We start from the raw sequence: 25,342 nt of genomic DNA, 5'->3' as shown, positions 1-25,342 counted from the left end.
CCCCCACAAGGGGGGAGAAAACCTGCGGAGGCCCACCGACCAAATCAGGCCCAGACAGCGCGGCTGGGTTAAGCCCCTCCCCCTTGTGGGGAGGGGTTTGGGGCGGGGTCTTTTTGACTACTTCGCGGCAGCAACCGCTTCCGGCAGACGCTTCAGCGCGGCATCCGTGGTCAGCTGGCCATTCAGATGCTGGGTGATGACGTCAAGCATGGCTTCCTTGACAGCGGCCGGCTGCGCATAACCATGAGCAAGCGAGCCCATCAGCGTGCCCTTGGACGAGGCTTCCGCCAGATCCTTCATGCCCTTCTTGGCGCAATCGTCGAACTTTTCGTCCGAGACGTCGGTACGGGCAGGCACGGAACCCTTGACCGTGTTGAAGGCGATCTGGAACGCGGGATCTTCGACGGCGGATGCCATCTTCATCTGTGCGTCCTTCTGCTCTTCACCCACGTCGAACATCATGAACTGGTCGGCGTTGAACAGGACGGAGCCCTGCGTGCCGGGGAAGCGCATGCAGACGAAATCGGTGCCGGGGGTCTTCTTGGCGCGCAGCCATTCGCCCTTCGACCAGTCGCCCATTTCCTGAGCGCCGGCCTTGCCTTCGATGACGAGCGCGGTGGAGAGGTTCCATTCGCGGCCGGAGAAGTTCGGGTCGAAATAGGTGCGAAGCTTCGACATATCGTCGAACACCTTCTTCATCGTATCACCCGACAGCGCCGTCGGATCGGCGTCAAGCACGGCCTTCTTGTAGAAGTCAGGACCGCCGACGGAGAGAACCACGGCTTCCCAGAGCGTGCCGTCCTGCCACGGAACGCCGCCATGGGCGAGCGCGGTGATGCCCTGCGCCTTGAAGGCGTCGAGCATGGTGAACAGCTCGTCCATATTCGTCGGCTGCTTGCCGCCGGCCTTGTCGAAGGCAGCCTTGTTCAGCCACAGCCAGTTGGTGGAGTGGATGTTGACGGGGGCAGCAACCCAGTGGCCATCATACTTGGAAAACGCCTGCAGCGCTTCCGGAATGACCTTGTCCCAGCCTTCCTTGGCGGCGAGATCGTCAAGATTGGCGGCAACGCCCATCTCGGACCAGTCGCGCAGGTCGAAACCGAGCAGCTGGACGGCGGTCGGCGGATCGCCGGCGGTCACACGGGCGCGCAGCGCCGTCATCGCGGCAGAACCGGCACCACCGGCAACCGGCATGTCTTTCCAGCCGATACCCTGCTTGGCCAGGTTTTCCTTGAGCACGTTGAGCGCCGCGGCTTCGCCGCCGGACGTCCACCAGTGCAGAACTTCAACCTGTTCGGCTGCCTTTGCGGCGCCAGCGGTCAGCGCAATCATAGCCGCACCGGCGGCCAGTTTGCCGATCAAACGAATAGTCATTGAAATATCTCCCTCAAAGCCGGGCTCCTCTCCGGACATCGATTTATAACGATATAACTGATGTAAGTGTCAACCCCGTAGGGGACAGAATTTCTGTGATGCTAAAGATCCGGCATCACCCTGTTATAAAACGATAAAAGCGATCTTTCCTGTTTGCGACGGTGAAGAGTTGATTTGCACTTGCCGAATTTGCGGCGTTTTGCAACGATACAAACAGGCCGCCTGGAGGGGCGCTGGAGGAGACAGGAATGCCGCTTGACGACCGGGATGACCGGGGTGAGGACATCGACCCGGATACGCTGCAGCAGGGACGCCCGGCGCGGCCGCACGCGAACCGCTTGCCCCGCGATACAGCCCAGAAGAAACCGACGCTGAAGACCGTCGCCGAACTGACCGAGCTTGCGGTCACGACCGTATCGAGGGCGCTCTCCGACGATCCCCAGATTGCGCTCGAAACCCGCATCCGCGTGCGCCAGGCGGCCGAAGATGTCGGCTATCTGCCGGATCGCGCGGCGCAGCGGTTGCGCACCGGACGCACCAACGTGATCAGCCTCGTCCTTGATCCGCACGAGGAAATCCTCGGCTACGGCACATCGATGATCCGCGGCATGAGTGCGGCCCTGCGCGGCACCAGGTACCACTTGGTCATCACGCCGCATTTTTCAGACACGCCGCAGATCGATCCGGTGAAGCATATCGTCCGCAACCGGATGGCCGACGGCATCCTGTTCAGCCGCACCGAAGCCGCCGACGAGCGGGTGAAATTCCTGATGGAACAGGGTTTTCCCTTCGTGTGCCACGGCCGCACCGAGCTTGCGACGCCGCATCCTTACGTGGATTACGACAATTACGCCTTTAGCTATCGTGCCGCGAAAAGCCTGATCAATGCTGGCTGTCGGCGGCTGTTCATCATCCTGCCGCCCGCCCAGTTCACCTTCGCCCATCACATGCGCCACGGCTTCATGACGGCGGTGCGCGAGGAAGGCGTCGCCTTCGAGATTTCCGACCGTGTCTCGCTCGACAGCAAGTCCGACGCGATCCGCGACCATGTGGCGGAACGACTGGCGGCCGACGACGCGCCCGACGGCTTCATCTGCGGCGGCGAGGTCTCCGCCATGGCCGTGATGTCGGCAGCCTACGACACCGGCCGCATCATCGGCCAAGATGTGCGCCTGGTCGCCAAACAGACGTCCGGCCTGTTCGACCAGGTCCGCCCCCGCATCGAAACGATCTACGAGGACCTCGCGGAGGCGGGTCGTCTTATGGCCGCGCTGCTTCTGAAGCAGATGGGTGGAGAGGTGCCGGTCGAGGAACTGCAGGCGCTGCAGACGGTGTGATGCTGGGAGCCGCGGCGGCCCAGACCACCCCTCATTTTTGTGATTGTCACAGGAGGCCAGCCGCCACGCGTCCGCGTGGCGAAAGGAGTCTTTACACCCCAGGGACCTGGGCTGTCGGGATCCCTGTGGCAAGCACAGGAATGATGAGGAAAGGGAGCCGTCCCCCTCTCCTCCTCCAAAAGTTGCTACCCCTCAATCCTCCTCAACGAACACCTCTTCGCGCTTCTTCCGGACGCTGGGCAGGAAGACGACGATGAGCACAAGTGCGGCAAGCGCGAGCAGGCCGGCGCTGATGGGGCGGGTGATGAAGGTGGTGGCGTCGCCGCGCGAGAGGATCATTGCGCGACGCAGGTTTTCTTCCAGGAGCGGGCCAAGAACGAAACCGAGCAGAAGCGGTGCCGGCTCGCAGCGCAGCTTCAAAAGCACGTACCCGAGCAGACCGAAGAAGGCGACGGCATAGAGATCGAAGACGTTGGAATTGACGCTGTAGACCCCGATGGCGCAGAACGCCATGATGATCGGGAAGAGCACGTAATAGGGGATCGTCAGAAGCTTTACCCACAACCCGATCAGCGGCAGGTTGAGGATCACAAGCATCAGGTTGCCGATCCACATGGACGCGATGATGCCCCAGAACAGCGCCGGCTGTTCGACGGCAACGTTCGGACCTGGAACGATGCCCTGGATGATCATCGCGCCGACCATCAGCGCCATGACCGGGTTGGCCGGAATGCCGAGCGTCAGGAGCGGGATGAACGAGGTCTGTGCACCCGCATTGTTGGCCGATTCCGGCCCGGCAACGCCGGCGACCGCGCCGTGGCCGAATTCTTCCGGATGTTTCGATACCTTCTTCTCGACCGTATAGGACGCAAATGCCGCAAGGATCGCGCCGCCGCCCGGCAGGATGCCGAGGATGGAGCCGATCGCCGTGCCGCGCAGAACGGGGCCGACCATCGCCTTGAAGTCCTCGCGCGACGGCATCAGGTTGGACACCTTCGCCATCAGCACGGTGCGGGTCTTTTCGCTTTCGAGATTGCGCAGGATTTCAGCGATACCGAAGACGCCGACCGCGACCGCGACGAAGTTCAGGCCGTCGGCATATTCCCGGATTCCGAGCGTGAAGCGCGGCGTGCCGGTATAGATATCGGTGCCGACGAGGCCAAGCAGCAGGCCAAGGCAGACCATGGCGAGCGCCTTGATGATCGACCCGTGAGCAAGCGCGATCGACGAGACGAGACCGACGACCATCAGCGAGAAATATTCCGCCGCACCGAACTGCAGGGCGATCGAGGTCAGCGGCGGCGCGAAGATCGCCACAAGAAAGGTGGAAACCGTGCCGGCAAAGAACGATCCGATGGCAGCGATGGCAAGCGCCGGTCCCGCCTTGCCCTTGCGCGCCATCTGGTAACCGTCGATGGCGGTGACCGCCGACGAAGATTCGCCGGGCATATTGATGAGGATGGCCGTGGTGGAGCCGCCATACTGCGCGCCGTAATAGATGCCGGCCAGCATGATCAGCGACGACACGGGTTCGAGCTGGAAGGTGATCGGCAACAGCATGGCGATCGTCGCCGTTGCGCCGATGCCGGGCAGGACGCCGATCAGCGTGCCAAGCAGCACCCCGATGAGGCAGAAGAACAGGTTCTCGATCGACGTGGCGGTGGAGAAACCGAGGGCGAGATTGTTGAATAATTCCATGAACCGAGCCCCTTACATGCCCAGCCACGGCCCGAACCGCCGGAACGGCAGACCAAGACCATAGCTGAAGACGAGAACCGAAAAGACCGTGAGCAGAGCCGCCAGGATGACGGCCATCAACGGCTTCATCTTGTGCGAGGCGAATGCCGCAATCAGCGCCGTGAAGAAGATCGCCGGCACGAAGCCTAAACCGCGCACGGTGAGACCAAAGAAGATCGGTGCCGGCAGGATGAAGGCCATCCCGCGCCAGGCAAGCGCACCCACCGGTTCGCCGTGAACGCGAATGGCCTGGAAGACGATCACGCCGCCCAAGAGCACGAGAACGCAGGCGAGGATGAACGGAAAATAGCCCGGCCCCATGCGAAGCGCCGTGCCGAGTTCCAGTTCGATCGATTGATAGGCAAAGAACAGGCCGGTCAGCATGAGCGCCAGCCCGCAGACCAGATTGGTCCTGTCGATATTGAGTGAATTCATGATGGCTCCGAAATATTGGAAGAGCTCTGCGGATCTGCGCCGCGGGTCGGCATGGTCGCTAGCAGGAGTGTCGCTTGCCGGTGGGGTCCTTGCAGACGTTCGCGCCGATCAGCGGTCGATCTGAGCGATCAGCTTGCCGGCAATTTCTCCCCCGCGGGGGAGAAGGACGAAAGGTTGCGGGCTCCAAGGCCGATCGAGCAGAACTCCTCACCCTGCCCAGAGAGGGGCCAGGGTGAGGGGCAGTGCCGTGACGAGAGATCAGTCGGCGTACTGGCCGGCTGCCTCGATGACCGGCTTCCAGCGGGCGATTTCGCTTTCCAGCTTGGTCTTCAGCGCCTCAGGCGTGGCGTCGGCTTCCGGTGAAGGCTTGGTGCCGAGTTCACCGAAACGGGCAACGACGTTCGGGTCTTTCAGTGCGACTTTAAGCGCCGCAGACAGCTTGTCGTTGGCTTCCTTCGGCGTGCCCTTCGGCGTGTAGATGCCGTGCCAGATGCCCACTTCCATCTGCGGATAACCGGCTTCCTTGACGGTCGGCAGGTCCTTCAGGATGTCGAGGCGGTCAGCGGAGGTGACGGCGTAGGCCTTTACCGTGCCGCCCTGGATCTGCTTTGTCGTATTGGTGGTCTGGTCGCACATGATATCGACCTGTCCGCCGAGGAGATCGGTCATGGCCGGGCCGGTGCCCTTGTAGGGAACGGTCACGAGCGGCGTTTCGATCGAGCTCATGAACAGCATGCCGCAGAGATGCGACGCAGCGCCGATGCCGGCATTGGCAACAGTCACCTTGTCCTTGTTGGCCTTGGCGTATTCGATCAGGCCCTTGAAATCGGTGGCTTCCATGTCCTTGCGGGCGAGAAGCGTCATCGGCACTTCCGTGACGAGACCGACATATTCGAACGCGTTGAGCGTGTCATAGGCGAGCTTGCGATAGAGCGTGGCGCTGGTCGCCATGCCGATATGGTGCAGGAGGACGGTATAACCGTCCGCTTCCGCATTGGCGACGCGGCCGGCACCGAGCGAACCGCCGGCACCGCCGACATTCTCGACGACGATCTGCTGGCCGAGATGGCGCGACATGGATTCAGCCACAAGACGCGCAACCGTATCGGTCGGGCCACCGGCCGCAAACGGTACGATCATCGTGATCTGGCGTTCCGGATAGCTCTGCGCATTGGCAGAAGCCGAAAACAGCGACATTGCGGCCAGAGCCGTTGCGCCGATCATGGCGTTGACGATTTTCATAAATTGTCCTCCCGAGCGTGAAAATCAGCATGCAAACTGGTGTGCTGGCGACAGTCCTCCCTCGCCAGCCTTGGTGCCATTTGCAGTGGTGATTTCACTGGCCGCAATCAGGCGGGACGCAGCGTTGCTAAGTTTATCGCTGGCGTGCAATGCAGCATGGGTGGATTAGGGAACAATCACATCAAAGCCTGGGTGGAAATCCACCCAGTGCGGGGTTTCAAGACTTAGTTCGTCACCCATTCAATCGTCCTGAAGCATCTGGTCGGCCGAGATCAGCCGCTTGTCCAGCCCGTGTTTCTGCATCTTTTCGTAGAGCGTCTTGCGCGAAATGCCGAGCGATTCGTAGACGGGGCGCAGGGCACCGCCATGGGCAGCAATTTCGCCGGCGATCAGGTTGCGCTCGAAGGCTGCCACCTTGTCGGCCAATCGCCCGGCCGGATCGCGAAGTCTGCCATTTGAATCCGTCGGCGGAAGATCGAGACCCAGCACCAGCCGATCGGCGGCGTTGCGCAACTCGCGGACATTGCCGGGCCAGGCCTGGTCGCCGATCGTCGCGATCACGTCGACGGGAACGTCGAGATCGTCACGGCCGTAGCGGGCGGAGGCTTCGCGGACCAGCTGAAGAAACAGGAGCGCGATATCGGCCCGGCGCTCGCGCAAGGACGGGACATGGATGGTTGCGACGTTGAGACGGTAGAGGAGATCGGCCCGGAACCGGCCGGCAGCGACTTCCGCCTCCAGATCCACCTTGCTGGTGGCGATAAAGCGGACGTCGAGGGCCACGGTTTCGTTCGAGCCGAGCCTTGTGATGACACGCTCCTGCAGGACGCGCAGGAATTTCGCCTGCAGGTCGAAGGGCATCGAGCCGATCTCGTCGAGCAGGATGGTGCCGCCGCGACCATGTTCGAACTTGCCGTATCGGGGCCGGATTGCGCCTGGAAAGGCGCCTGCCTCGTGGCCGAACAGTTCGCTTTCGATCAGCGTTTCCGGAAGTGCCGCGCAGTTGATGGCGATAAACGGCCGGTTGGCGCGCGGGCTGACATCGTGCAGCGCCCGCGCCACCACTTCCTTGCCGGCGCCGGTCTCGCCGATGATCAGCGTATCGGCATCGGTGGCGCCGATCGCGCGGATCCGGTAGCGCAGGTCGACCATCACCTGGGTGCGGCCGGGCATGCGGGTTTCCAGATCGTCGCGCTTGCCGGCCACCGCCTTCAGTCGGCGGTTCTCCATGACCAGCGCGCGGCGATCGAGCGCTCTGCGGATGACACCAGCCAGATGCTGCGGCGTGAACGGCTTTTCGAGGAAATCATAGGCGCCCTCGCGCATCGCCTTGACCGCCAGCTGCACATCGCCGTGGCCGGTGACGAGAATGATCGGGATTTCCGCATCGAGTTCGCGCACCCGCTGCAGAAGCGTCATGCCGTCTGTTCCGGGCATGCGGATATCGCTGACGATAACGCCCTCGAAGCCGAAACCGGCGAGTTCGAGAACATGATCGGCATTGGAAAAGGTCTGCACTGAGAGCCCGAACAGCTCCAGCGCCTGGGCGGTGGATCGGCGCAGCTCCTCTTCGTCGTCAACCAGCAAAACCCTTTGCGCCGCATCCCTTGCTTCGCTCACTCGGCAGCCTCCATCAGGTTTTCATCGGCAATGTCGAGCTCGATGGTGAACACGGCCCCCCCATCGGGATCATCGGTGACGGAAAGGCTACCACCGAAATCCTTGACGATGTTGTAGGAGATCGACAACCCGAGGCCGAGACCCTTGCCGATGCCCTTGGTGGTAAAGAAGGGATCGAAGATGCGCTCGCGAATCGACGCCGGCACACCCGGCCCGCCATCGCGCACCTGCACCGTGATGGTATCGTGGGTTCTTGATGCCGAAACGGCGATGCGCCGGTCGGGTAGTCCCTCGACGGCATCTGCCGCATTGCCGATGACGTTGACCAGCACCTGCTGCAGACGGATCGAACCGGCCCTGACCTTCGGCAGGTTTGCCGGGATGTCGACGACGAGATCCGCATCGGCCGCCTTCAGCCGCGCCGCGACGATTTCCAGCGTGTCGTCCATCACCTCCTGCAGCGAGACGGCGCCGAGCTTTTCGTTCGGTTTGCGGGCGAAGTTGCGCAAATGCTTGCTGATCGAGGCCATGCGATCGATCAGCGCTGAAATGCGCCGCACGTTGTCGCGTGCCTCTTCCGTGCGGTCGAGATCCATCAGCACGCCGGCTGTCTCTGCATAGGTTTTGGCCGCGGCGAGCGGCTGGTTGAGCTCGTGCGACAGCGCCGCCGACATCTGGCCGAGACCGGCAAGCTTGCCGGCTTGGATGAGATCGGCCTGGGTCTGGCGCAGCCGCTGTTCGGTCGCCCGGCGCTCGGCCACCTCCTCCTCGATCTGGGCGTTGACGCGGGCAAGATCGGCGGTGCGCTCGGCGACCCGGTGTTCGAGCGCATTCTGCGCTTCCGCTTGGAGATGCATGCGCTCGGCAAGCCGCGCCCGGCGCTGCAGGATGACCGCAAGCCCGAGGACGGCGAGACACAAGGACAGAAGCAGGGCAGCGACGGTGGTCTTTGCCTGGGCATGCACGGACCCGGTATCCATCAGCACGCTGACGGTCCAGCCGGCGTCGGGCATCGGTTGCGACACGACGAGATATTCCCGGTCGCCACCGTTGTCGGCAATCGTCATCACCTCGTGGCCGGCGAATTCGCCGCGCCGAACCGGCAGCTCGCGCAGTTTCGCATCCGCATAGCGCCGCGAGGTCTGGGTGCGGGCGATGCGCCCCGGCGACAGCGGCAGGGTCGTGGCATAGAGCCATTCCGGCCGGCTGGTCATGAAGATGATGCCCTCGGGGTCGGCAACGAAGATGCGGTCTTCGGTGCCTTGGGCGGTCCCCTTCCCCCAGCTGTCCTCGACCAGATCGATATCGACCTTGAAGACGATGACGCCGCGGATCACCCCGGCGATCTCGATCGGCGACGAGAAGTAGTAGCCGCGTTTGAGCGACGTGGTGCCGAGCGCATAAAAGCGCGACTGGCGGCCCTTCGCAGCCTCCTGGAAATAGGGGCGGTAGGAAAAATTCTCGCCAACGAAACTGACGTCGCTGTCGTAGTTGCTGGCTGCAATGGTCTGCCCGTCCATCGTCATCAGATAGATGTCGGAGGATTTGAGGAGCGCGTTGGTGTCTTTCAAATAGGCGTTGGTGGCGGCCTGCAGGGTTGTGTTGGACGGATCGAGCACGAAGGCCTCGACATTCTGCTGGTCGGCAATCAGCGCCGGCAGCGCCTCGTAGCGCTTCAGGTGCCCGTCGAGACCGGAAACGGCAAGCCTCAGCGTGGTGTTGGCCTGCGCCTTCGCCTCCTCCATGTAGCCGCTCGCGATCATGCCGGCGCCCTGGACATAGATGCCCAGACCGATCATGACCGCCACGCCCGCCGCTGCAAGGATTGCGTATCTCACCAGATGCCGGGCTCCTCCTCCCAACTCGTCCTCGGTCGTCACCTTAAAATCCGGCACTGGCGAATTCCACTAAAACTTGCGAAGACTTGTTTTCACCGGCATCCGTCGGCGGCGGCAAAGGGAATCATCATGAGTTACATGCTTGCACTCGTCATCGGCGCGGTGGCCGGACTTCGCGCCATGACGGCACCGGCGATCGTCAGCTGGGCCGCCGGTCTCGGCTGGCTCGATCTATCCGGCACCTGGCTCGCCTTCATGGGCTCCAAATGGGCCGTGCTGATCCTGACGTTGATCGCCATCGTCGAATTCATCACCGACCAGTTGCCATCGACGCCAAGCCGCAAGGTGCCGCAGCAATTCGGTGCGCGCATCTTGACCGGCGCGCTTTCGGGTGCTGCGATCGGAATGCCCTACGGCTACTGGCTGGCCGGCCTCGTCTCCGGCATTATCGGCGCCGTGATCGGAACGCTGGGTGGCGCCGCAGTGCGGGCAAAGCTTGCTGCCCATTTCGGCAAGGATGCACCGGCAGCCTTTATCGAGGACGGCGTGGCCGTCTTCGCAGCCCTGATTGTCATCCTGCTTTTGCCGGGAACGCCGGCCGCCTAACGGAGATCTGAGCATCATGCAGACATTCGACGCGATCATCATCGGCGCCGGCCAGGCCGGGCCATCGCTTGCCGGACGCTTCAACGACGCGGGCAAGACCGTCGCCATCATCGAGCGCAAGCATGTCGGCGGCACCTGCGTCAACACCGGCTGCAAGCCGACCAAGACGCTGGTGGCCAGCGCCTACGCCGCGCATATTGCCCGCCGCAGCGCCGATTACGGCATCGGCATCGGCGGCGAGGTGACGATCGACATGCCGGCGGTGATGCGGCGCGCGCTGAAAGTGACGATGGACAGCCGCGGCAGCAATGAAAGCTGGCTGGAGAAGATGCCCCACTGCACGCTGATCCGCGGCCATGCGCGCTTTGAGAGCGCTAACACGATCCGCGTCGGCGACGAGTTGCTGACGGCGCCGCAGATCTTTCTCAATGTCGGCGCGCGCGCCACCATTCCCGATTTCGAGGGCGTCAACGACATCCCCTACATGACCAACAGCGACATCGTCGGGCTGGACCGGGTGCCGGACCATCTTGTGATCATCGGCGGCAGCTATATCGGGCTGGAATATGCGCAGATGTATCGCCGCTTCGGCGCGAAGGTAACCGTGGTGGAACGCGGGGACCGTATCGTCAGCCGCGAGGACCCGGAGATCTCGCAATCCATCCAAGAGATGCTGGAAGCCGAAGGGATCGTCATCAGAACGAGTGCCGACTGCATCCGCTTCAGGAAGATGGACGACGGCATTGCAGTCGGCGTCAGCTGCAACGAAGGCGAGCCTGAAGTCATCGGCTCCGACGTGCTGCTGGCGGTCGGAAGACGCCCCAACACCGACGATCTCGGGCTCGACAAGGCAGGCGTAACGCTCGACGAGCGCGGCTATATTGAGGTGGGCGACGATCTGTCGACCAGTGTCGCGGGCATCTGGGCGATGGGCGACTGCAACGGCCGCGGGGCGTTTACCCACACCGCCTACAACGATTTCGAGATCGTTGCGGCCAATCTGTTCGATGGCGAGAGCCGCAAGGTCTCCGACCGCCTGCTCGGGTATGCGCTCTATACCGACCCGCCGCTCGGCCGTGTCGGCATGACCGAGCACCAGGCGGTGAAGGCAGGCCACAAGGTTCTCGTCGGCACGCGGCCGATGAGCCAGGTGGGACGTGCCGTGGAAAAGGGCGAGACGATCGGCCTGATGAAGATCGTGGCCGATGCGGAGACGAAAAAGATCCTGGGCGCCGCCCTTCTCGGCACCGGCGGCGACGAGGCGATCCACGGCGTGCTGGACATGATGAATGCCGGCGCGACTTATGATGCCCTGCGCTGGGCCGTGCCCATCCACCCCACCGTTTCGGAACTGTGGCCGACCGTGGTCCAGTCGATGATGCCGGCAGGCTGACGAAACCATCCGGAATGACGGGGCGTTCACGCGCTGCGGCGCGCTCACTGACAATCCCGTCATTACAGGAATTTAACCTTCTCCCTCCCTTTGCAACGGGTGGGAGTTTGCTTAGACTTCACCCATCGTCGGCACAATCGAAGGCCGCCGGCGACGGGAAGACATCAGAGCGATCTCCCCCAACATCCATTCCACGACGGGAGGCCACAGATGAATACACCTGCATTCAATGCGGCGATGGAACCGCGGGAACTGGATTTCCTGCAGCACGTCTTCGATGCCGCCTGCGCCGAACGCGGCTTGTCTGGCGAAAGCACGGCGGCAAAGAACCTCGCGGCCGAGATCATCGATCTCTACCAGCACGGCGCCTGCGACGAAGGCGCCCTCCAGCATCGGCTGGACCTGTCAGGTCTTCTGAAAAGTCAGGACTGAAGCAGAGGCATCTACTACCGCTTCGCCTGGAGATCCCGCTCGTCCCGCATCAGGAATATCCGCGTGATGCTGTCGATATTGTCGTTCAGCCATTCCGCCATGTCTTCTTCCTCGGACAGGATGTGTTCGAAGACGGCAACGGCTTCCGGTTCGTCCAGTTCGTCGGCAGCGGCAATTAGCACCTTATAGGTGGCAATTTCCGTGTGCTCGAATGCGAAGGCAGTCGTCATCGTCTTGATGACCTCGTCGCTGACCAGCAATCCGCCGACACCTTGGGCCGTTGCGGCAAGCTTGGCGGTCATGTCCTTGAAGGTCGGCGTCGTCACGGCGAACTTTTCCAGCATCTCGGTCAGCGCCGCAACGTGGCCGCGGGTTTCCTCGAGATGCTCCAGAACGCGGTCCTTGAGATCCGGGTAGCTTTCGATCCGGCGTGCCTGCGCTGTCAGAAGCGTGACTGCCTGTTCCTCCATTGCATGGGCATTGCGTAGCCAAGTAATGAAATTGTCCCGCGCATGCGTCATGTTCACGTCCTCCTCGTTACGTCTTCCCCCGGGTCGATTTGGTACGCAACGACTGTAAACCCGTCAACGTCCGCGATGTTCCAGCGTCCCTGGAACATCTTGCAGCTTAGCGCGTTAATGGGCCACGCAATTGACGGGGGTCAAAAGGTGGACGTGTCTAATTTTTCTTCAAAAACTTCGCCGAGCCATACAGGCTCTTCCGCACTTTCGTCCTGGCGCCGGTCGGAGCCATCCGGCCGTGCAATCATTCGACCCGGCCGCAACGTCTGGCGCAGCGCCGAGGCCGAGCGCGTCGGCTTCCTGATCGATGGCGAGGAATACTACCAGCGCCTGGACGACGTGTTGAAGCAGGCCGAACGGTCCGTGATGATCCTCGGCTGGGACTTCAACCCTGGTATCAAGCTGCGTCCGCGCGATCCTGATTGCCCGACGCTTGGTGCCACGCTGCGCCGCATGGTCGAGGAAAAGCCGGAACTGGAAATCCGTATCCTCGTCTGGGGCATGGGCCCGGTCTATTCCGGCAAAAGCCTGAAGATGTTCGGCAAGATGGACTGGAACGACCATCCGCGCATCGAATTGCGCTTCGATTTTGAACATCCGTTGCGCGCCAGCCATCACCAGAAAATCGTCGTGGTCGACGACAGGACCGCCTTTGTCGGCGGCATCGATCTGACCGCGCGCCGCTGGGACGACCGTGGGCATGCCTGCATCAACCCGGCCCGCACCTCCCCCGACGGCACGACCTATGGTCCCGTTCACGACATGCAGACGATCGTCACCGGCGATATCGCCCGGCTGATCGGCGACGTGACGCGCCGCCGCTGGAAGAAGGTGACGAAGATCGAGCTCGAACCGGTCACGGTTGCGGGCGAAGCCGCCTGGCCGCAGGATCTCGAACCCAATCTCACCAATTGCCGCAGCGGACTTGCGCTGACCGAACCCTGGAAATGGAAGGGTCGCCGCGGCCATCGCGAGGCGATCAAGCTCACCCATGATGCGCTGAAGGCAGCCGAGCGGCACCTCTATATCGAGACGCAGTATCTCGCGTCCTTCGGCGTGGCGCGCACGCTTGCCCGCAAGCTCAAGGCAGCGCAGGGCCCGGAAATCGTCATCATCGTGACGCGCGAATCCCACGGCTTCCTCGAAAAGCTGATGATGGGCAACAACCGCACCCGCCTTATTCGCCGCCTGAAGCGCGCCGATCGCTACGGCCGGCTGCGGATCTACTACGCCACGACGCCGGATGCCGATGGCAACGATCGTGAGATCATCGTCCATTCCAAGCTGATCGTCGTCGACGACCGCTTCGTGCGGGTTGGCTCGTCCAACCTCAACAACCGGTCGGAAGGGCTCGATACGGAATGCGATATCGCGCTCGAGACCGTCGAGGCCGCGTCGCAGAAGGCAATCCTTGATCTGCGCGACGATCTTCTGGCCGAGCATCTCTGCGCCAACAAGGAAGATGTCTCGCGCATCATTCAGCAAACCGGATCGATGCTGGCGGCGATCGACATCCTGAACGTCAACCCACGTTGCCTGCGGCCTTTCGAGGTGGATACGCTGAAGGGCGAGATCACCTCGCTGTTCGGCACCGGTATTGTCGATCCGAAACAGCCGTTCTGGCCGATCCCGGAGATCAAGTCCGGGATCAGGAAGCTGTTTTCACGCCTTTCCTTCCGCCGCGCGGCCTGAATAGGCACTTCCCTGACGCCGGTAATAGGCCTCGCTTGCGATCAGCACCGGTACGCCGATCGCGAGCGGCACGAAGAAGTAGAGGACGCGGAAGGCGATCAGTGCCCCGATCGCCGATGTGCCCGGCAACAGGTTCAGCATGACCGCTTCCAGCACGCCGAGACCGCCCGGCACGTGGCTGACCAGCGCGCCGAGATTGGCGGTCACGTAGGCGCTGGCGACCTGCAGGAATCCGACATCGGTAAACGCAAGCAGCAGCTGGCGGATCGCGGAGGCGACACAGAGGAAATTCAGTGTGCCGACGATGATCTGGCCGATCGCGAGCGACAGATCCGGCGGCGTGAAACGCCACGAGCGGACGGGCAACGGCCGGCGCACGAAAGCGCAAAGCAGTAGATAGGCAGCCGGCACGGCCAGACAGGCGACGCCGATGGCGGCCCTCTCTCCCCTGCCAAGGCCGAAGAAGTCGTCCGATCCATTGACATCGAGCAGCATGGCAATGCCGCCCAGTGTGGCAAGCCCCAACCCAACAGTCGCGCCGCAAAATACGATGACCTTGGCGATGTCCTGAGGCTGAAGGCCCCAGCGGGAGTAGAACCGGTAACGGACCGCGCCGCTGCTGAGCGCTGCCATGCCGACATTGTGGCCGATCGACAGGCTTGCGAAGGACGCGAGTGCCGTCTTATGGTAGGCAAGCGGCTTGCCCGCATAGCGCACGCCAAGCGCATCGAACATGCCAAGGCAGGCATAGGAGAGAATGACGAAGCCGAACGCGGCCACCAACCGAATGCCGGCGATGGACAGCACGGACTCCTCGATTTCGTCCCATGTGTAGCGTTGCAGGCTGCGGTAGACGAGGAGTGCGGCAAGGCAGACCGCGGCAACCACAAGACATTTGATGAGGGGCCGCCAGATCTTCATTCCATCTCCATTCATGCTGTGCAGGGTGGAACGAAATGACTGTCCAAGGTGTTCCCGCGCTATGATCGATGCGCTTCCCAAACCGCCCTCCGACACCTCGCCTCAAACTTCCTCCCGGCGCCGCCTGAAAATTCTGAGCTACAACGTGCATAGCTGCATCGGCACCGATCGACGGCTCCATCCCGCGCGGATCGCCGACGTCATCTCGGAGTTGAAGCCTGATATTATCGGCCTGCAGGAACTGGATGTCGGCCGCTCGCGCACCGGTGGCGTCGATCAGGTCGATATCATCGCCCGCGAGGTGGAGATGGACTACCATTTTCACGCGGCGCTGCATGTGGCCGAGGAACGCTACGGCGACGCCATTCTGACATCCCTGCCGCTGAAAGTGATCAAGGCCGACATGCTTTCCTCGATCGGCGAGCAGCGCGGCGCAGTCTGGGTGGAAATCGACGTCGGTGGCAAACCGCTGCAGGTCTTCAACACCCATCTCGGACTCCGCGGTAAAGACCGGATGGCGCAGATGACGGAGCTGACGGGCCCGGACTGGCTCGGCGGCCTCGAGAAGGAAAACCCGGCGCGCATTCTGATCGGCGACTTCAACTCGACACCGATCACGAGGACCTACCGGCATGCGGCCAAGCGCCTGACCGATGTGCAGACGGCGCTTGTCAAACCGTGGCGGGCAACGTTTCCGTCCCGCTTTCCGCTGCTTCGGCTCGACCACATTTTTGTTTCCGACAGCATCAAGGTCATCGATGCGGAAGTGATCTCAACACCGCTGACGCGGCGGGCATCCGACCACTTGCCGTTGTTGGCGACGATTGAAATCTAGTTGATCAGCCGCTCCGACCGTTTGGCTTCCTTGAGCAGCCAGACGACGTCCTGATCGTTGGTGTCAGGGAAATCCTCGTAGTGGTCACCGACATCGCCGAATGATGGCGGGATCGACAGGCAGACCACGTCTTCAACCTTGTCCCTGATTGCATCGAGCGTGTCCTGCGAGGCGACCGGTACGGCAAGGGTAATGATCGCGACACCCAGCTGCCTGAGCGCGTGGATGCTGACCTCCATCGACCCGGCATCGGAAAGCCCCTCATCGATCAGAATGACGTGACGGCCGGCAAGATCGTGCTCGTCGGCGTGATCCTCGCCGAAATACATCCGGTGATGGCGGTCGACCTCGGCGATCTGATGCTGCCGCTCCGTGTTGAGATAGCCAGGAGGCAGGGGAAAACGCCGCACGCTTGCCTCGTCGATATGGACGATTGGTTCTTTGGCGTCGACCACGGCGCCGATGCTCAATTCCGGGTGGCCGGGGGCAGCGATCCTGCGCAGGATCAAGAGATCGAGATGCAGTCCAAGCCGCTGCGCCACTTCGAACGCCACCGGCACGCCGCCGCGCGGCACGGCGACCACCACGGGATCGCCGGCGACAGAGGACAAGGATTGTGAGATTTGCAGTGTCTCGGCCAGCTGCCGGCCGGCATCACTGCGATCGGCAAACTCAGGCGTTGCCGTTTCCGCCTTGCGGGCCTGCACCCGTTTCCAGAAATGACCCAATCCCAGCATCGCATCCTCCTCCCAGGCTTCGATCCGTTCATGCGGTGTAACCGACAGGATATCGGATCGTTCCGGGCAAGAAAAGGATTTCACACTTTCTGCGGGAACAAACCGCCAGGGGTTCGTGTTCACGGACTTGTAGGTCGCATCCATCAGCGCGACCGGCAAAGTCACAATCTCCCCAACTGGCGCTTCCCTCGGGAAGCGCCTTTTTCACGTCTGCCGTTCTGCTCCGTTACCTTCGGGAAAGCGCCACAACGTAACGCGCCGGGACCTTACCGGGATTGAAGAAGACGCAGTCGGCGGGCGGCCCCAGCATGAGACAATCGCCCTCCTTCAGAGAATGCAGCACCGTGCCTTCGATGAAATCGAGCGCGCCCGCGAGAAGCCAGATCTGCTGATGCTGGAAGGCGAAGGCGGAGGCCGGATAGGGAACGCGCACGGCAGGCGGCAGCAGAACCTCGATCAGTTCCAGCGGCGCATTGGGCGGCGACAGGGCCCGGCGGGTATAGCCGGTCTCGGGATCGGTCCAGACCGGCTGACCGGACTGCACGCGGAGCCGCTCCTCCCCGCCTTCCGCCAGTGCCAGAAGCACCGACAGCGGCAGGCCGAAAGCGCCGGACAGCCGGCCGAGCACGGCGGCCGATGGACTGGCTTCGCCACGCTCGATCTTGCTGATCATCGCCTTCGACACGCCGGAGCGTTCGGCGAGGTCCGCAAGCGACCATTTGCGTGTCTCGCGTTCCGTTTTGAGACGCGATGCAATAGCATCTCCAACATCTGCTTCCATGGCTTTATCCGCTTGCCTCCGAACGATCGTCTTCTATAGTGGACGATAGGAACTTATAAGAGACGCACCAGATCTGCAACGCGGGGGAATGCTCTTTGCGCGAAATCCGATTCAACGCCTTCGACATGAACTGTGTCAGCCATATCCAGCACGGATTGTGGACGCATCCGCGCGACCAGTCCAACCGTTACACCGAGCTTGCCTATTGGACGGATTACGCCAAACGGCTGGAGGCCGGCCTGTTCGACGGGATTTTCCTGGCAGATGTGGTGGGCGTCTACGACGTCTACGGCGAAAGCCCGGACGCGGCCTTGAGGGGCGCCGTGCAGGTGCCGGTGAATGATCCGATGCTGCTGGTGCCGGCCATGGCGGCGGTGACGAAGCACCTTTCCTTCGGGGTAACGGCGAACCTCACCTACGAGCAGCCCTTCCTGTTTGCGCGGCGCATGTCGACGCTCGATCACCTCACCGGTGGCCGCATCGGCTGGAATATCGTGACTGGCTATCTCGACAGCGCGGCCAAGGCGATCGGGCTCGACGCGCAGATGGCGCATGACGATCGCTACGATCTCGCCGACGAATATATGGACGTGATCTACAAGCTGCTGGAAGGCAGCTGGGACGACGATGCCGTCGTGTTCGACCGCGCCGCCGGTGTCTACGCCGACCCGGCCAAGGTTCGAAAGATCAGCCACGAAGGCCGGCAGTACCGGCTGGACGCGATGCATCTTTCCGCCCCCTCCCCGCAGAGAACGCCGGTTCTCTATCAGGCCGGCTCTTCCACCCGCGGCCGCGCCTTTGCCGCCACCCATGCAGAATGCGTCTTCGTCAACGGCCAGAAGATGGAGGGTGTGCGCGACCTCGTCGACGACATCCGCGCCCGGGCGATCAGCGGCGGCCGCATGACGGAAGACCTGAAGGTGTTCGTCGGCGCGACGATCATCACCGGCCGCACGGAAAAGGAAGCGCAGGAGAAGTTCGAGGATTTTCGCAGCCATGCCAGTTCCGAGGCGGCCCTTGTGCATGCCAGCGCATCGCTCGGCATCGATTTTGCGCGCTATGATCTCGACGAACCGATCCAGACCGGCAAAAGCGATGCCATCGTCTCCAATGTCGAGGCGATGACACGCAGCACCGGACCGCAATGGACGAAGCGCAAGCTGCTCGACCAGATGATTCTCGGCAGCCGCCAGATGCCGATGGTGGGCTCCGCCGAGCAGATCGCCGACCGTCTCCAGGAGTGGATGGAAAAGGCCGATGTCGACGGTTTCAACCTGTCGCGCACCGTGGTGCCCGAATGTTTCGACGACGTGATCGAGCTGGTGATCCCCATCCTGCAGGAACGCGGTGTCTATAAGACCGGCTATCGCGAGGGCACACTGCGCGAAAAACTGTTCGGTGCACCGCGATTGCCGGCCCGGCATGTCGGCGGTCGTTACCGGACGGGAAACCGCGATTGACGGCCATCACGCATGCCGCGCCATTTGCTCCGGCGCGGCGTATTTGCTAGAGGCGGCCCATCCTAATCCTCGAACATGAGGCCTATCCATGCGCTATGCCACGATCACCGACCGTCTCGCCCATCTCGGTTCAGGCCGCTGGGCGCTGCATCTGACTGCAAGGCGCATGAAGGCCGAGGGCGAGGACGTGGTCGAGCTGACGATCGGCGAGCCTGACGTGGTGCCCGACAAGGCGCTGCTGGATGAAGCCGCGCGCGCCATGTATGCCGGCCGCACCCGATATTCCAACGGTCGCGGCGAGCCGGATACGCTCAAGGCGCTTGTGGCCAAATACTCCAAACGCCGCAGCAACGTGACGGAAAAGAACTTCCTCTGCTTTCCAGGCACCCAGAGCGCGCTCTACTGCGTCATGACCGGTCTGGTTGGCGCTGGCGATGGCGTGCTGGTCGGCGATCCGCTTTACGCCACCTATGAAGGCGTCATCGCCTCCACCGGCGCGCATATGATCCCGGTGCCGCTGCGGCCGGAGAAGAAATTCCACATGCAGCCGGACGATCTGGAACGGGCGGTGACGCCGGAAGCACGCGTGCTGCTTCTGAACACGCCGCACAACCCGACCGGTGCGGTTCTGACAGCCTCCGAAATCGCAAGGATCGGCGAGATCTGCCGCAAGCACGATCTCTGGATCATCTGCGACGAGGTTTATGAACAGCTGATCTTCGACGGCACCAGCTTTGCCTCACCCTTTGACATGGCGGAACTGGCGGAGCGCACGATCGTGGTCTCGTCCATCTCCAAGTCGCATGCGGCACCCGGATTCAGATCCGGCTGGGCAGCCGGCCCGGAGGAATTTTGCGAACGTCTGCTGCCGGTTTCTGAAATCATGCTGTTCGGAGTGCAGCCCTTTATTGCCGACATGACCGCCATGGCGCTGTCTGAAAACTTCCCGACAGCCGACGTGATGCGCGCCAATTATCACAGGCGCGCCGCGATCGTCGAAACTGTGCTGAAGGGCAACAATCTGGTCAAGCCGATGATGCCGGAAGGTGGGATGTTCATCCTGCTCGACGTGACGGCAACAGGCCTCGGTGGCGAGGAATTTGCCTGGGAACTGCTGCGCGAGGAAAAGGTGGCAGTCATGCCCGGCACATCCTTCGGCGATCAAGCGGCAGGCTTTCTACGCATATCGCTGACGGTGCCTGATGATGTGCTGGAGGGAGCGATCCGCCGCATCGGCGAACTCGCCGGCCGGATCGCGGCGCGCGAAGAAGCGCCGCCGCATATCCAGTAGTTTCTCACCCGCGGCGACCGCGAGTGGAAGTCTCAGCCGCCGATGTCGCCGGCGTCGGCCTCATGATCGCTTGGGACGCCGGAGCCCTCGGCTCCAGCCGCCTTGCGGGCGCGATTGAGTTCGACGGTTGCCGCATCCGTCTTGCGCACTGACCCATCCTCGCCGGTACCAAAGCTCTTCTCGACCTTGTGGTCAGCCTGTACATCCTCAGCCGCATCGGCGGCCGGGTGGATGCTATCCCTTGACTGTTCGGAAACCTTGGGCTGGCTGCTGCCGAACCGGGTCGCTTCCTTGGAAGCCGTATCGGCTGCGGGGTCGACGTCTTTGTGGTCTGACATAGCAAGTCTCCCTTGTTCCCAAGGAGAACACGGGCCGGCCACCATCGTTCCATCCGAACTGGGAGGCCCAATCCCTGATCTAGGCTCCCTCGCCCTTCTTCGCTTTGAGCGCGTCCAGCGCATCGGCATTGTCTCGACCCCAACCGTAGAGCAGATCGATCAACTCGACGAAGCGCTTGCCAAGCGGGGTCAGCGTATAATCGACTGCCGGCGGCACCGTGCCATAGACACGCCTGATGACAAGACCCGAGGCTTCCATGTCACGCAGGGTCTGGGTCAGCATCTTCTTGGAGATGCCAGGCAGGCTGCGCAGCAGAACGCCGGTGCGCGCACAGCCCTCCAGCCGCGTATCGAGCACATGCAGGATCATGCTCGTCCACTTGGAGGAGAAAAGGTCGAGGACGCGGCGCGGTGCGCAGTCTTCTCTCCATTCGTTATCAGGTGTGCCGGGCTGCATGATCTGTTCCCCATCTGGTTACGTCAGGGTGCCTATGTCCCATTCGGGTGCCTTCTGGCACAGTCTGCCGCAAGACACTAGATCAGGCTCAGAACGACAGGAGCAATTATGACAAAAAAAGCATTGATCGTGGGCGCAAGCGGCATTGTCGGCAGCGCAACAGCAAAGGTTCTGGGCGACGACGGCTGGCAGGTTCTCGGCCTGTCGCGCACGCCTCAGCAGCAGACGAACGTGACACCGGTGGCCGCGGATCTTCTCGATCCGGCCTCGCTTTCGAAAGCGCTGGCGGGTCTTGATCCCTCGCATGTGTTCATCTCGAGCTGGCTGCGGCAGTCGACCGAAGCCGAAAACATCCGCGTCAACTCGTCGATGGTGCGCAATGTCCTCGACGCGCTGTCTCCGGCAGGCTCCGTCAAGCATGTGGCGTTGGTGACGGGCCTCAAGCACTACCTCGGACCGTTCGAAAACTACGGCAAGGGCGCCCTGCCGCAGACCCCGTTCCGCGAGGAACAGGGCCGGCTCGAGGTCGATAATTTCTACTACGCCCAGGAAGACGAAGTGTTTGCCGCGGCCGCCCGCGACGGCTTCACCTGGAGCGTCCATCGCCCGCACACGATCGTCGGCAAGGCCGTCGGCAATGCCATGAACATGGGCACGACGCTTGCCGTCTACGCTGCCATCTGCAAGCACACCGGCCGTCCGTTCCGCTTCCCGGGCGTCGAGATGCAGTGGGAGGGGCTGACCGACATGACCAGCGCCAACCTTCTCGCCCGCCATCTCCTCTGGGCCTCCACCACCCCGGGTGCAGCCAACGGCGAATTCAACGTCGTCAATGGCGATGTCTTCCGCTGGAAGTGGATGTGGAGCCGCATTGCCGCCTGGTTCGAGCTGGAACCTGCCGCCTTCGACGGCACCGTACAGCCGCTTGAGAAGCAGATGGCCGAGGATGCAGCGATCTGGCGCGAGATTGCCGAACGCCACAATCTGGCCGAACCGGACATGAACCGCCTCGTCTCGCCGTGGCATACGGACGCCGATCTCGGACGCCCGATCGAAGTCGTCACCGACATGTCGAAAAGCCGTCGCCTCGGCTTCCTCGAATACCAGCCGACCGACGACGCCTTCTTCGATCTGTTTGAAGATCTGCGCGCAAACCGGCTGATCCCGTAAGGTAGTCTGAGCGCCCATAGAATCATGTGCCCGGGGATTTCTTCCCGGGCGCATTCACGTGTTGAGGGACATCGGCTTCGTTCCGCCCGGCGACAGGCCGAAGCGGCGCCGGACGAAATTGAGGAACGCTCCGTAGGGCCGACCCGATACCAGCATGATCACGATCACACCCAGCGTTCCACGCAGCAACTCAGCACTGTCAGCCCCGGTGATGGCGAGGATCGCGGCATAGAGCGGGACCTGGAAGCTGACGAGCGCGAGCGTATCCCACAGGATCTGCGACATGCGCCCGGGGCCGGCAAACCGCATCACCCAGTCTCGCCACAGACCGTATGGGCGTCCCGATGGGACCATCAGCACGGCACCGAGAAGGCGCGCGTCAAACACCTGCTCCCAGCTCATTCCCGCAACGAACCGCTCGTTGATGATGCCGGTCGTGGTGAAGAACAGGATGAGGGCTAACGTATCGGCCGCGAACGATCGCCACCCGGCGCTTCGCGTCTCCGTTTCATGCGACAAATTGCTGGTCTCCCGGCCATCTCTGGAACGAGCGCCTTCGTGTTGAGGTCGATATGGGACAACCACGGTCGACGGCAAGCGCACTTACCCAGTCCGTTTATCGTCTTCCGCCGCCGGCTCCCAGCCGAACACACTGCGCCCGCCCCATTCGTGCGAGCGGGAAAATTCGCCGGCGACGATTTCCTTGAGGTCGGGGCCGGTCACGTATTTTTCGAGCTGGCGGGCCTGGTCGTCGAGGCGGCGCAGCGCCTGCATTTCCTCGTCGCGGCCAAGCCTTGCCTTGCCGACGGCCGATTTCATCACCCTGATCGTCTCGTCATAGACCCGGATCGGCACCGGGAACGGATGCCGGTCCTTGCCGCCATGGGCGAGCGAAAAACGCGCCGGATCGGAAAAACGGCAGGGTGCGCCGTGCACGACTTCGGCGACCATGGCGAGCGCCGACACGGTACGGGCGCCGACGCCGGGCGTCAGAAGCAGATCCTCGAAATCCTTCGGCCCACGATCGGCAGCGGCGGCAAGCGTGCCATGCAGGCGCCTCATGTTGACGTCTTCCTGGCGGACGTCGTGATGATCAGGCATGATCAGATGCGGCAGCATTGGCTGGGCCAGATCCTTCTTGCGCTGCCGGCCAGGATCGATCGCGATCACTTCGCGGACAATGCGGTCGGGACCGAGCGATGCGAGCAGATCGAGCTGGCCGTGGCGCGAGGCCTCTGCCCGGTGATCGGCGAGGTTGACGATGTCGCCCTGGCCGCGGCCCTCGATCGCCGCATGCGGCGAATCCACGAAGCTTTTCAGGCCCTGCGACTGCCAGTGATAGCGTCGCGCCTGCTTCCGGTCACCGTTCATGCCCTGCTGGACGACGACCCATTTGCCATCGTCGGTGACGATGAAACCGTGCAGATAGAGATCGAAACCATCCTGAACGGCGGCGCTGTCGACCTTGGAGACGAGCCGGCTGGTCTTGGCAAGCGCCAAACCATCGATGCCGACGCGGTTGCCGATGGCGATCAGTTCGTCCGGCGTCTGCCGCGAATTGCGGCCGCGACCGCCGCAGACATGAATGCCGAGTTCGCCCGACATCGGCGTCAGCCCGCGTTTGAGCGCGCCGATGACGCTGGTGGTGATGCCGGACGAATGCCAGTCCATGCCCATCACCGACCCGAAGGATTGAAACCAGAACGGATGCGCCAACCGGCTGAGCAATTCGTCACGGCCGTAATGCAGGACGATGGCTTCGGTAATGACGGCACCGAGCTTGGTCATGCGGTCGCCCAGCCACCGGGGAACCCGGCCACCATGAAGCGGAAGATCGGCGCTGCCTGCTCGTTGAACCATGGTTCCTTATAGAGCCGGTCGGGCCGTTACGACAGCGAAAAGTTCCGCAAACGTTCTTCCAGAAGACCGATGGTTTCGACATCCGCATTGGCGAAGGCAAACCGCAAATAGCCATCCTGGCCTTGCCCGAAATAGACGCCGGGGATGCAGCTGATGCCGGCGCGTTTGGCAAGCTGTTCGGCCACTTCCGCCGAGCCCCTGCCCGGAAAAGGATGCCGAACGAAGGCGAAATAGGCACCGATCGCATCGAGCTTCCAACCGGACACGCTGCGCATGACCGTTTTCAGCGCTTCGGCGCGGCGGCCGATTTCCTGGCGGTTTTCCTCGCGCCAGGCAGTCAGCAGCGGCAGTGCTTCGGCAACGGCTGCCTGGGCGGCTCGCGGCGCGCAGATCTGCAGATTGTCCATGATCTTGGCGATCTGACCGATCGCCTCTTCGCCGGCCGTGATGGCGCCGAGACGATGGCCGGGAATGCAGAAGGATTTGGAAAAGCTGTAGAGGCTGATCAGCGTTTCTTCCCAGCCGGACTGCGAAAACAGGCTATGGGCCCGGCTTCCGGCTTGCGGCAGGAAATCGCGATAGGTCTCGTCGAGGATCAGCCAGATGCCCTTTTCCTGGCATAGCTTGAAGATCGCCTCGAGCAGCGACGCCGGATAGATGGCGCCGGTCGGATTGTTGGGCGACACCAGCGCCAGCGCCTTCACCCCATCCGTCATCGCCGCTTCGAGCGACACCAGATCCGGCAGGAACCCGTTTTCGGCAAAACAGGGCACGAAGACGGTGCCGATGCCCATCATCGCAAGCGTCGTTTCGTGGTTGAAATAGAACGGCTCGGTCATCAGGACGGTGCTGCCGGGACCCGCAACCGTCATCGCCGCGCAGACGAAAGCCTGGTTGCAGCCGGAGGTGATGTGGATGTTTGCCTCGCCAAGCGCTGCGCCATAGACTTCCGCGACATGGCTTGCATAGGCGGTGCGCAGGACCGTCTCGCCCTCGATCGGGCCGTAGCCGGTATAGGCTTTGGACGATGCCGTCTCGCCCAGAAGCCGCAGCATGTCCGGATGCGCGGGATAGCCGGGCACCGCCTGCGACAGGTCGATCAGCGGCCCCAGCGCCTTGTCATAGGCACGGCCCCAGGCCGCGACGGCGGGAACCGGTGGCAGGGACAGTTGTTCGATCAAGGGGTTGAAGCGGGCATTCAAGCGCGGATTGGAGGCGGGCATGGGGTCTCGACGAAATCTTGGGAGGGGGCGTCAGGAATTGAT

The 25,342-nt window shown here is 62.5% G+C and carries 24 protein-coding genes; 9 read left to right on the top strand and 15 right to left on the bottom strand.

What is annotated here, in order from left to right:
* Positions 1-117: 117 nt before the first annotated feature.
* Complete coding sequence (locus tag AC0JZ8_RS08315; RefSeq protein WP_062581941.1) at positions 118-1,374, bottom strand: ABC transporter substrate-binding protein; 1,257 nt, start codon at positions 1,372-1,374, stop codon at positions 118-120.
* A gap of 248 nt (positions 1,375-1,622) precedes the next feature.
* Here AC0JZ8_RS08315 and AC0JZ8_RS08310 point away from each other — a divergent pair, with 248 nt between their 5' ends.
* Positions 1,623-2,711 (top strand): LacI family transcriptional regulator, encoded by a 1,089-nt coding sequence (locus AC0JZ8_RS08310; protein WP_113111850.1) that lies wholly within the window; start codon positions 1,623-1,625, stop codon positions 2,709-2,711.
* Between the two features lie 192 nt (positions 2,712-2,903).
* On the opposite strand, the gene AC0JZ8_RS08305 is transcribed toward AC0JZ8_RS08310, so the two are convergent.
* The 5 genes from AC0JZ8_RS08305 to AC0JZ8_RS08285 all read right to left on the bottom strand — a co-directional run bounded on the left by AC0JZ8_RS08305 (position 2,904) and on the right by AC0JZ8_RS08285 (position 9,583).
* Positions 2,904-4,409 carry a tripartite tricarboxylate transporter permease gene (locus tag AC0JZ8_RS08305; RefSeq protein ID WP_062461487.1) on the bottom strand — a complete coding sequence of 502 codons (1,506 nt, stop codon included), beginning with the start codon at positions 4,407-4,409 and terminating at the stop codon, positions 2,904-2,906.
* 12 nt (positions 4,410-4,421) lie between these two features.
* On the bottom strand, positions 4,422-4,883 hold the full coding sequence (locus tag AC0JZ8_RS08300) for a tripartite tricarboxylate transporter TctB family protein (RefSeq protein WP_062461489.1): 462 nt from the start codon (positions 4,881-4,883) through the stop codon (positions 4,422-4,424).
* A 258-nt stretch (positions 4,884-5,141) separates the two neighbouring features.
* Positions 5,142-6,125: a tripartite tricarboxylate transporter substrate-binding protein gene (locus AC0JZ8_RS08295; protein ID WP_471892256.1), complete on the bottom strand. Its 984-nt coding sequence runs from the start codon at positions 6,123-6,125 to the stop codon at positions 5,142-5,144.
* Between the two features lie 240 nt (positions 6,126-6,365).
* Positions 6,366-7,745, bottom strand: a complete 1,380-nt coding sequence (locus AC0JZ8_RS08290) for a sigma-54-dependent transcriptional regulator (RefSeq protein ID WP_471892255.1) — start codon at positions 7,743-7,745, stop codon at positions 6,366-6,368.
* On the bottom strand, positions 7,742-9,583 hold the full coding sequence (locus tag AC0JZ8_RS08285) for a sensor histidine kinase (protein WP_471892254.1): 1,842 nt from the start codon (positions 9,581-9,583) through the stop codon (positions 7,742-7,744). Before AC0JZ8_RS08285 ends, AC0JZ8_RS08290 begins: the two co-directional genes overlap by 4 nt.
* A gap of 129 nt (positions 9,584-9,712) precedes the next feature.
* Here AC0JZ8_RS08285 and AC0JZ8_RS08280 point away from each other — a divergent pair, with 129 nt between their 5' ends.
* The 3 genes from AC0JZ8_RS08280 (at position 9,713) to AC0JZ8_RS08270 (ending at position 12,014) form a co-directional block, all read left to right on the top strand.
* A complete protein-coding gene (locus AC0JZ8_RS08280; RefSeq protein ID WP_471892253.1) occupies positions 9,713-10,189 on the top strand; it encodes a DUF4126 family protein in 477 nt (158 codons plus the stop codon).
* A 13-nt stretch (positions 10,190-10,202) separates the two neighbouring features.
* Positions 10,203-11,582 (top strand): FAD-containing oxidoreductase, encoded by a 1,380-nt coding sequence (locus AC0JZ8_RS08275; protein WP_471893340.1) that lies wholly within the window; start codon positions 10,203-10,205, stop codon positions 11,580-11,582.
* Between the two features lie 210 nt (positions 11,583-11,792).
* Entirely contained in the window at positions 11,793-12,014 is a 222-nt protein-coding gene (locus AC0JZ8_RS08270) for a hypothetical protein (protein ID WP_062461504.1), read from the top strand.
* A 14-nt stretch (positions 12,015-12,028) separates the two neighbouring features.
* On the opposite strand, the gene AC0JZ8_RS08265 is transcribed toward AC0JZ8_RS08270, so the two are convergent.
* A complete protein-coding gene (locus AC0JZ8_RS08265) occupies positions 12,029-12,535 on the bottom strand; it encodes a ferritin-like domain-containing protein (protein ID WP_062461507.1) in 507 nt (168 codons plus the stop codon).
* A 153-nt stretch (positions 12,536-12,688) separates the two neighbouring features.
* On the opposite strand from AC0JZ8_RS08265, the gene AC0JZ8_RS08260 reads away from it, so the two are divergent.
* Positions 12,689-14,227: a phospholipase D-like domain-containing protein gene (locus AC0JZ8_RS08260; RefSeq protein ID WP_471892252.1), complete on the top strand. Its 1,539-nt coding sequence runs from the start codon at positions 12,689-12,691 to the stop codon at positions 14,225-14,227.
* Here the strand turns inward: AC0JZ8_RS08260 and AC0JZ8_RS08255 are convergent.
* Positions 14,198-15,148, bottom strand: coding sequence for a putative bifunctional lysylphosphatidylglycerol flippase/synthetase (locus tag AC0JZ8_RS08255; protein WP_062581932.1), 951 nt, complete (start codon positions 15,146-15,148; stop codon positions 14,198-14,200). The two genes, AC0JZ8_RS08260 and AC0JZ8_RS08255, sit on opposite strands and share 30 nt — an antisense overlap.
* 61 nt (positions 15,149-15,209) lie before the next feature.
* Here AC0JZ8_RS08255 and AC0JZ8_RS08250 point away from each other — a divergent pair, with 61 nt between their 5' ends.
* Positions 15,210-15,983: an endonuclease/exonuclease/phosphatase family protein gene (locus AC0JZ8_RS08250; RefSeq protein ID WP_471892251.1), complete on the top strand. Its 774-nt coding sequence runs from the start codon at positions 15,210-15,212 to the stop codon at positions 15,981-15,983.
* Here the strand turns inward: AC0JZ8_RS08250 and AC0JZ8_RS08245 are convergent.
* Both AC0JZ8_RS08245 and AC0JZ8_RS08240 read right to left on the bottom strand, forming a co-directional pair.
* Positions 15,980-16,885, bottom strand: a complete 906-nt coding sequence (locus AC0JZ8_RS08245) for a phosphoribosyltransferase (protein WP_471892250.1) — start codon at positions 16,883-16,885, stop codon at positions 15,980-15,982. The genes AC0JZ8_RS08250 and AC0JZ8_RS08245 overlap by 4 nt on opposite strands.
* Positions 16,886-16,946: 61 nt before the next feature.
* Positions 16,947-17,501 carry a helix-turn-helix domain-containing protein gene (locus AC0JZ8_RS08240; RefSeq protein WP_062581925.1) on the bottom strand — a complete coding sequence of 185 codons (555 nt, stop codon included), beginning with the start codon at positions 17,499-17,501 and terminating at the stop codon, positions 16,947-16,949.
* Between the two features lie 95 nt (positions 17,502-17,596).
* Here AC0JZ8_RS08240 and AC0JZ8_RS08235 point away from each other — a divergent pair, with 95 nt between their 5' ends.
* A complete protein-coding gene (locus AC0JZ8_RS08235; RefSeq protein WP_471892249.1) occupies positions 17,597-18,961 on the top strand; it encodes an LLM class flavin-dependent oxidoreductase in 1,365 nt (454 codons plus the stop codon).
* Positions 18,962-19,049: 88 nt separating this feature from the next.
* Complete coding sequence (locus tag AC0JZ8_RS08230) at positions 19,050-20,252, top strand: pyridoxal phosphate-dependent aminotransferase (RefSeq protein WP_471892248.1); 1,203 nt, start codon at positions 19,050-19,052, stop codon at positions 20,250-20,252.
* Between the two features lie 32 nt (positions 20,253-20,284).
* Here the strand turns inward: AC0JZ8_RS08230 and AC0JZ8_RS08225 are convergent, their stop codons facing one another.
* A complete protein-coding gene (locus AC0JZ8_RS08225; protein WP_092659522.1) occupies positions 20,285-20,590 on the bottom strand; it encodes a hypothetical protein in 306 nt (101 codons plus the stop codon).
* A 79-nt stretch (positions 20,591-20,669) separates the two neighbouring features.
* Positions 20,670-21,047, bottom strand: a complete 378-nt coding sequence (locus AC0JZ8_RS08220; protein WP_113111845.1) for a winged helix-turn-helix transcriptional regulator — start codon at positions 21,045-21,047, stop codon at positions 20,670-20,672.
* 108 nt (positions 21,048-21,155) lie between these two features.
* Here AC0JZ8_RS08220 and AC0JZ8_RS08215 point away from each other — a divergent pair, with 108 nt between their 5' ends.
* Positions 21,156-22,217 carry an SDR family oxidoreductase gene (locus AC0JZ8_RS08215; protein ID WP_471892247.1) on the top strand — a complete coding sequence of 354 codons (1,062 nt, stop codon included), beginning with the start codon at positions 21,156-21,158 and terminating at the stop codon, positions 22,215-22,217.
* 54 nt (positions 22,218-22,271) lie between these two features.
* Here the strand turns inward: AC0JZ8_RS08215 and alaE are convergent, their stop codons facing one another.
* The 3 genes from alaE to AC0JZ8_RS08200 form a co-directional block, all read right to left on the bottom strand.
* Entirely contained in the window at positions 22,272-22,736 is a 465-nt protein-coding gene (gene alaE, locus AC0JZ8_RS08210; protein WP_471892246.1) for an L-alanine exporter AlaE, read from the bottom strand.
* Positions 22,737-22,820: 84 nt separating this feature from the next.
* Positions 22,821-24,077 (bottom strand): DUF763 domain-containing protein, encoded by a 1,257-nt coding sequence (locus AC0JZ8_RS08205; protein WP_471892245.1) that lies wholly within the window; start codon positions 24,075-24,077, stop codon positions 22,821-22,823.
* Positions 24,078-24,103: 26 nt separating this feature from the next.
* Entirely contained in the window at positions 24,104-25,300 is a 1,197-nt protein-coding gene (locus tag AC0JZ8_RS08200) for an aminotransferase (RefSeq protein ID WP_471892244.1), read from the bottom strand.
* Between the last annotated feature and the right edge of the window lie 42 nt (positions 25,301-25,342).

It is taken from the genome of Velazquezella soli, from assembly GCF_977018685.1.
The sequence above is the reverse complement of the archived record's forward strand: the minus strand, read 5'-3'. Positions and strand labels throughout refer to the sequence as shown.

What these genes read in the sequence shown, in the direction of transcription:
- AC0JZ8_RS08295 (WP_471892256.1), bottom strand. Translation starts at nt 6,125, where the DNA reads ATGAAAATCGTCAACGCCATGATCGGCGCAACGGCTCTGGCCGCAATG.
- AC0JZ8_RS08225 (WP_092659522.1), bottom strand. Translation starts at nt 20,590, where the DNA reads ATGTCAGACCACAAAGACGTCGACCCCGCAGCCGATACGGCTTCCAAG.
- AC0JZ8_RS08220 (WP_113111845.1), bottom strand. Translation starts at nt 21,047, where the DNA reads ATGCAGCCCGGCACACCTGATAACGAATGGAGAGAAGACTGCGCACCG.
- AC0JZ8_RS08205 (WP_471892245.1), bottom strand. Translation starts at nt 24,077, where the DNA reads ATGGTTCAACGAGCAGGCAGCGCCGATCTTCCGCTTCATGGTGGCCGG.
- AC0JZ8_RS08240 (WP_062581925.1), bottom strand. Translation starts at nt 17,501, where the DNA reads ATGGAAGCAGATGTTGGAGATGCTATTGCATCGCGTCTCAAAACGGAA.
- AC0JZ8_RS08280 (WP_471892253.1), top strand. Translation starts at nt 9,713, where the DNA reads ATGAGTTACATGCTTGCACTCGTCATCGGCGCGGTGGCCGGACTTCGC.
- AC0JZ8_RS08270 (WP_062461504.1), top strand. Translation starts at nt 11,793, where the DNA reads ATGAATACACCTGCATTCAATGCGGCGATGGAACCGCGGGAACTGGAT.
- AC0JZ8_RS08200 (WP_471892244.1), bottom strand. Translation starts at nt 25,300, where the DNA reads ATGCCCGCCTCCAATCCGCGCTTGAATGCCCGCTTCAACCCCTTGATC.
- AC0JZ8_RS08315 (WP_062581941.1), bottom strand. Translation starts at nt 1,374, where the DNA reads ATGACTATTCGTTTGATCGGCAAACTGGCCGCCGGTGCGGCTATGATT.
- AC0JZ8_RS08230 (WP_471892248.1), top strand. Translation starts at nt 19,050, where the DNA reads ATGCGCTATGCCACGATCACCGACCGTCTCGCCCATCTCGGTTCAGGC.
- AC0JZ8_RS08215 (WP_471892247.1), top strand. Translation starts at nt 21,156, where the DNA reads ATGACAAAAAAAGCATTGATCGTGGGCGCAAGCGGCATTGTCGGCAGC.
- AC0JZ8_RS08300 (WP_062461489.1), bottom strand. Translation starts at nt 4,883, where the DNA reads ATGAATTCACTCAATATCGACAGGACCAATCTGGTCTGCGGGCTGGCG.
- AC0JZ8_RS08250 (WP_471892251.1), top strand. Translation starts at nt 15,210, where the DNA reads ATGATCGATGCGCTTCCCAAACCGCCCTCCGACACCTCGCCTCAAACT.
- AC0JZ8_RS08265 (WP_062461507.1), bottom strand. Translation starts at nt 12,535, where the DNA reads ATGACGCATGCGCGGGACAATTTCATTACTTGGCTACGCAATGCCCAT.
- AC0JZ8_RS08255 (WP_062581932.1), bottom strand. Translation starts at nt 15,148, where the DNA reads ATGAAGATCTGGCGGCCCCTCATCAAATGTCTTGTGGTTGCCGCGGTC.
- AC0JZ8_RS08305 (WP_062461487.1), bottom strand. Translation starts at nt 4,409, where the DNA reads ATGGAATTATTCAACAATCTCGCCCTCGGTTTCTCCACCGCCACGTCG.
- AC0JZ8_RS08310 (WP_113111850.1), top strand. Translation starts at nt 1,623, where the DNA reads ATGCCGCTTGACGACCGGGATGACCGGGGTGAGGACATCGACCCGGAT.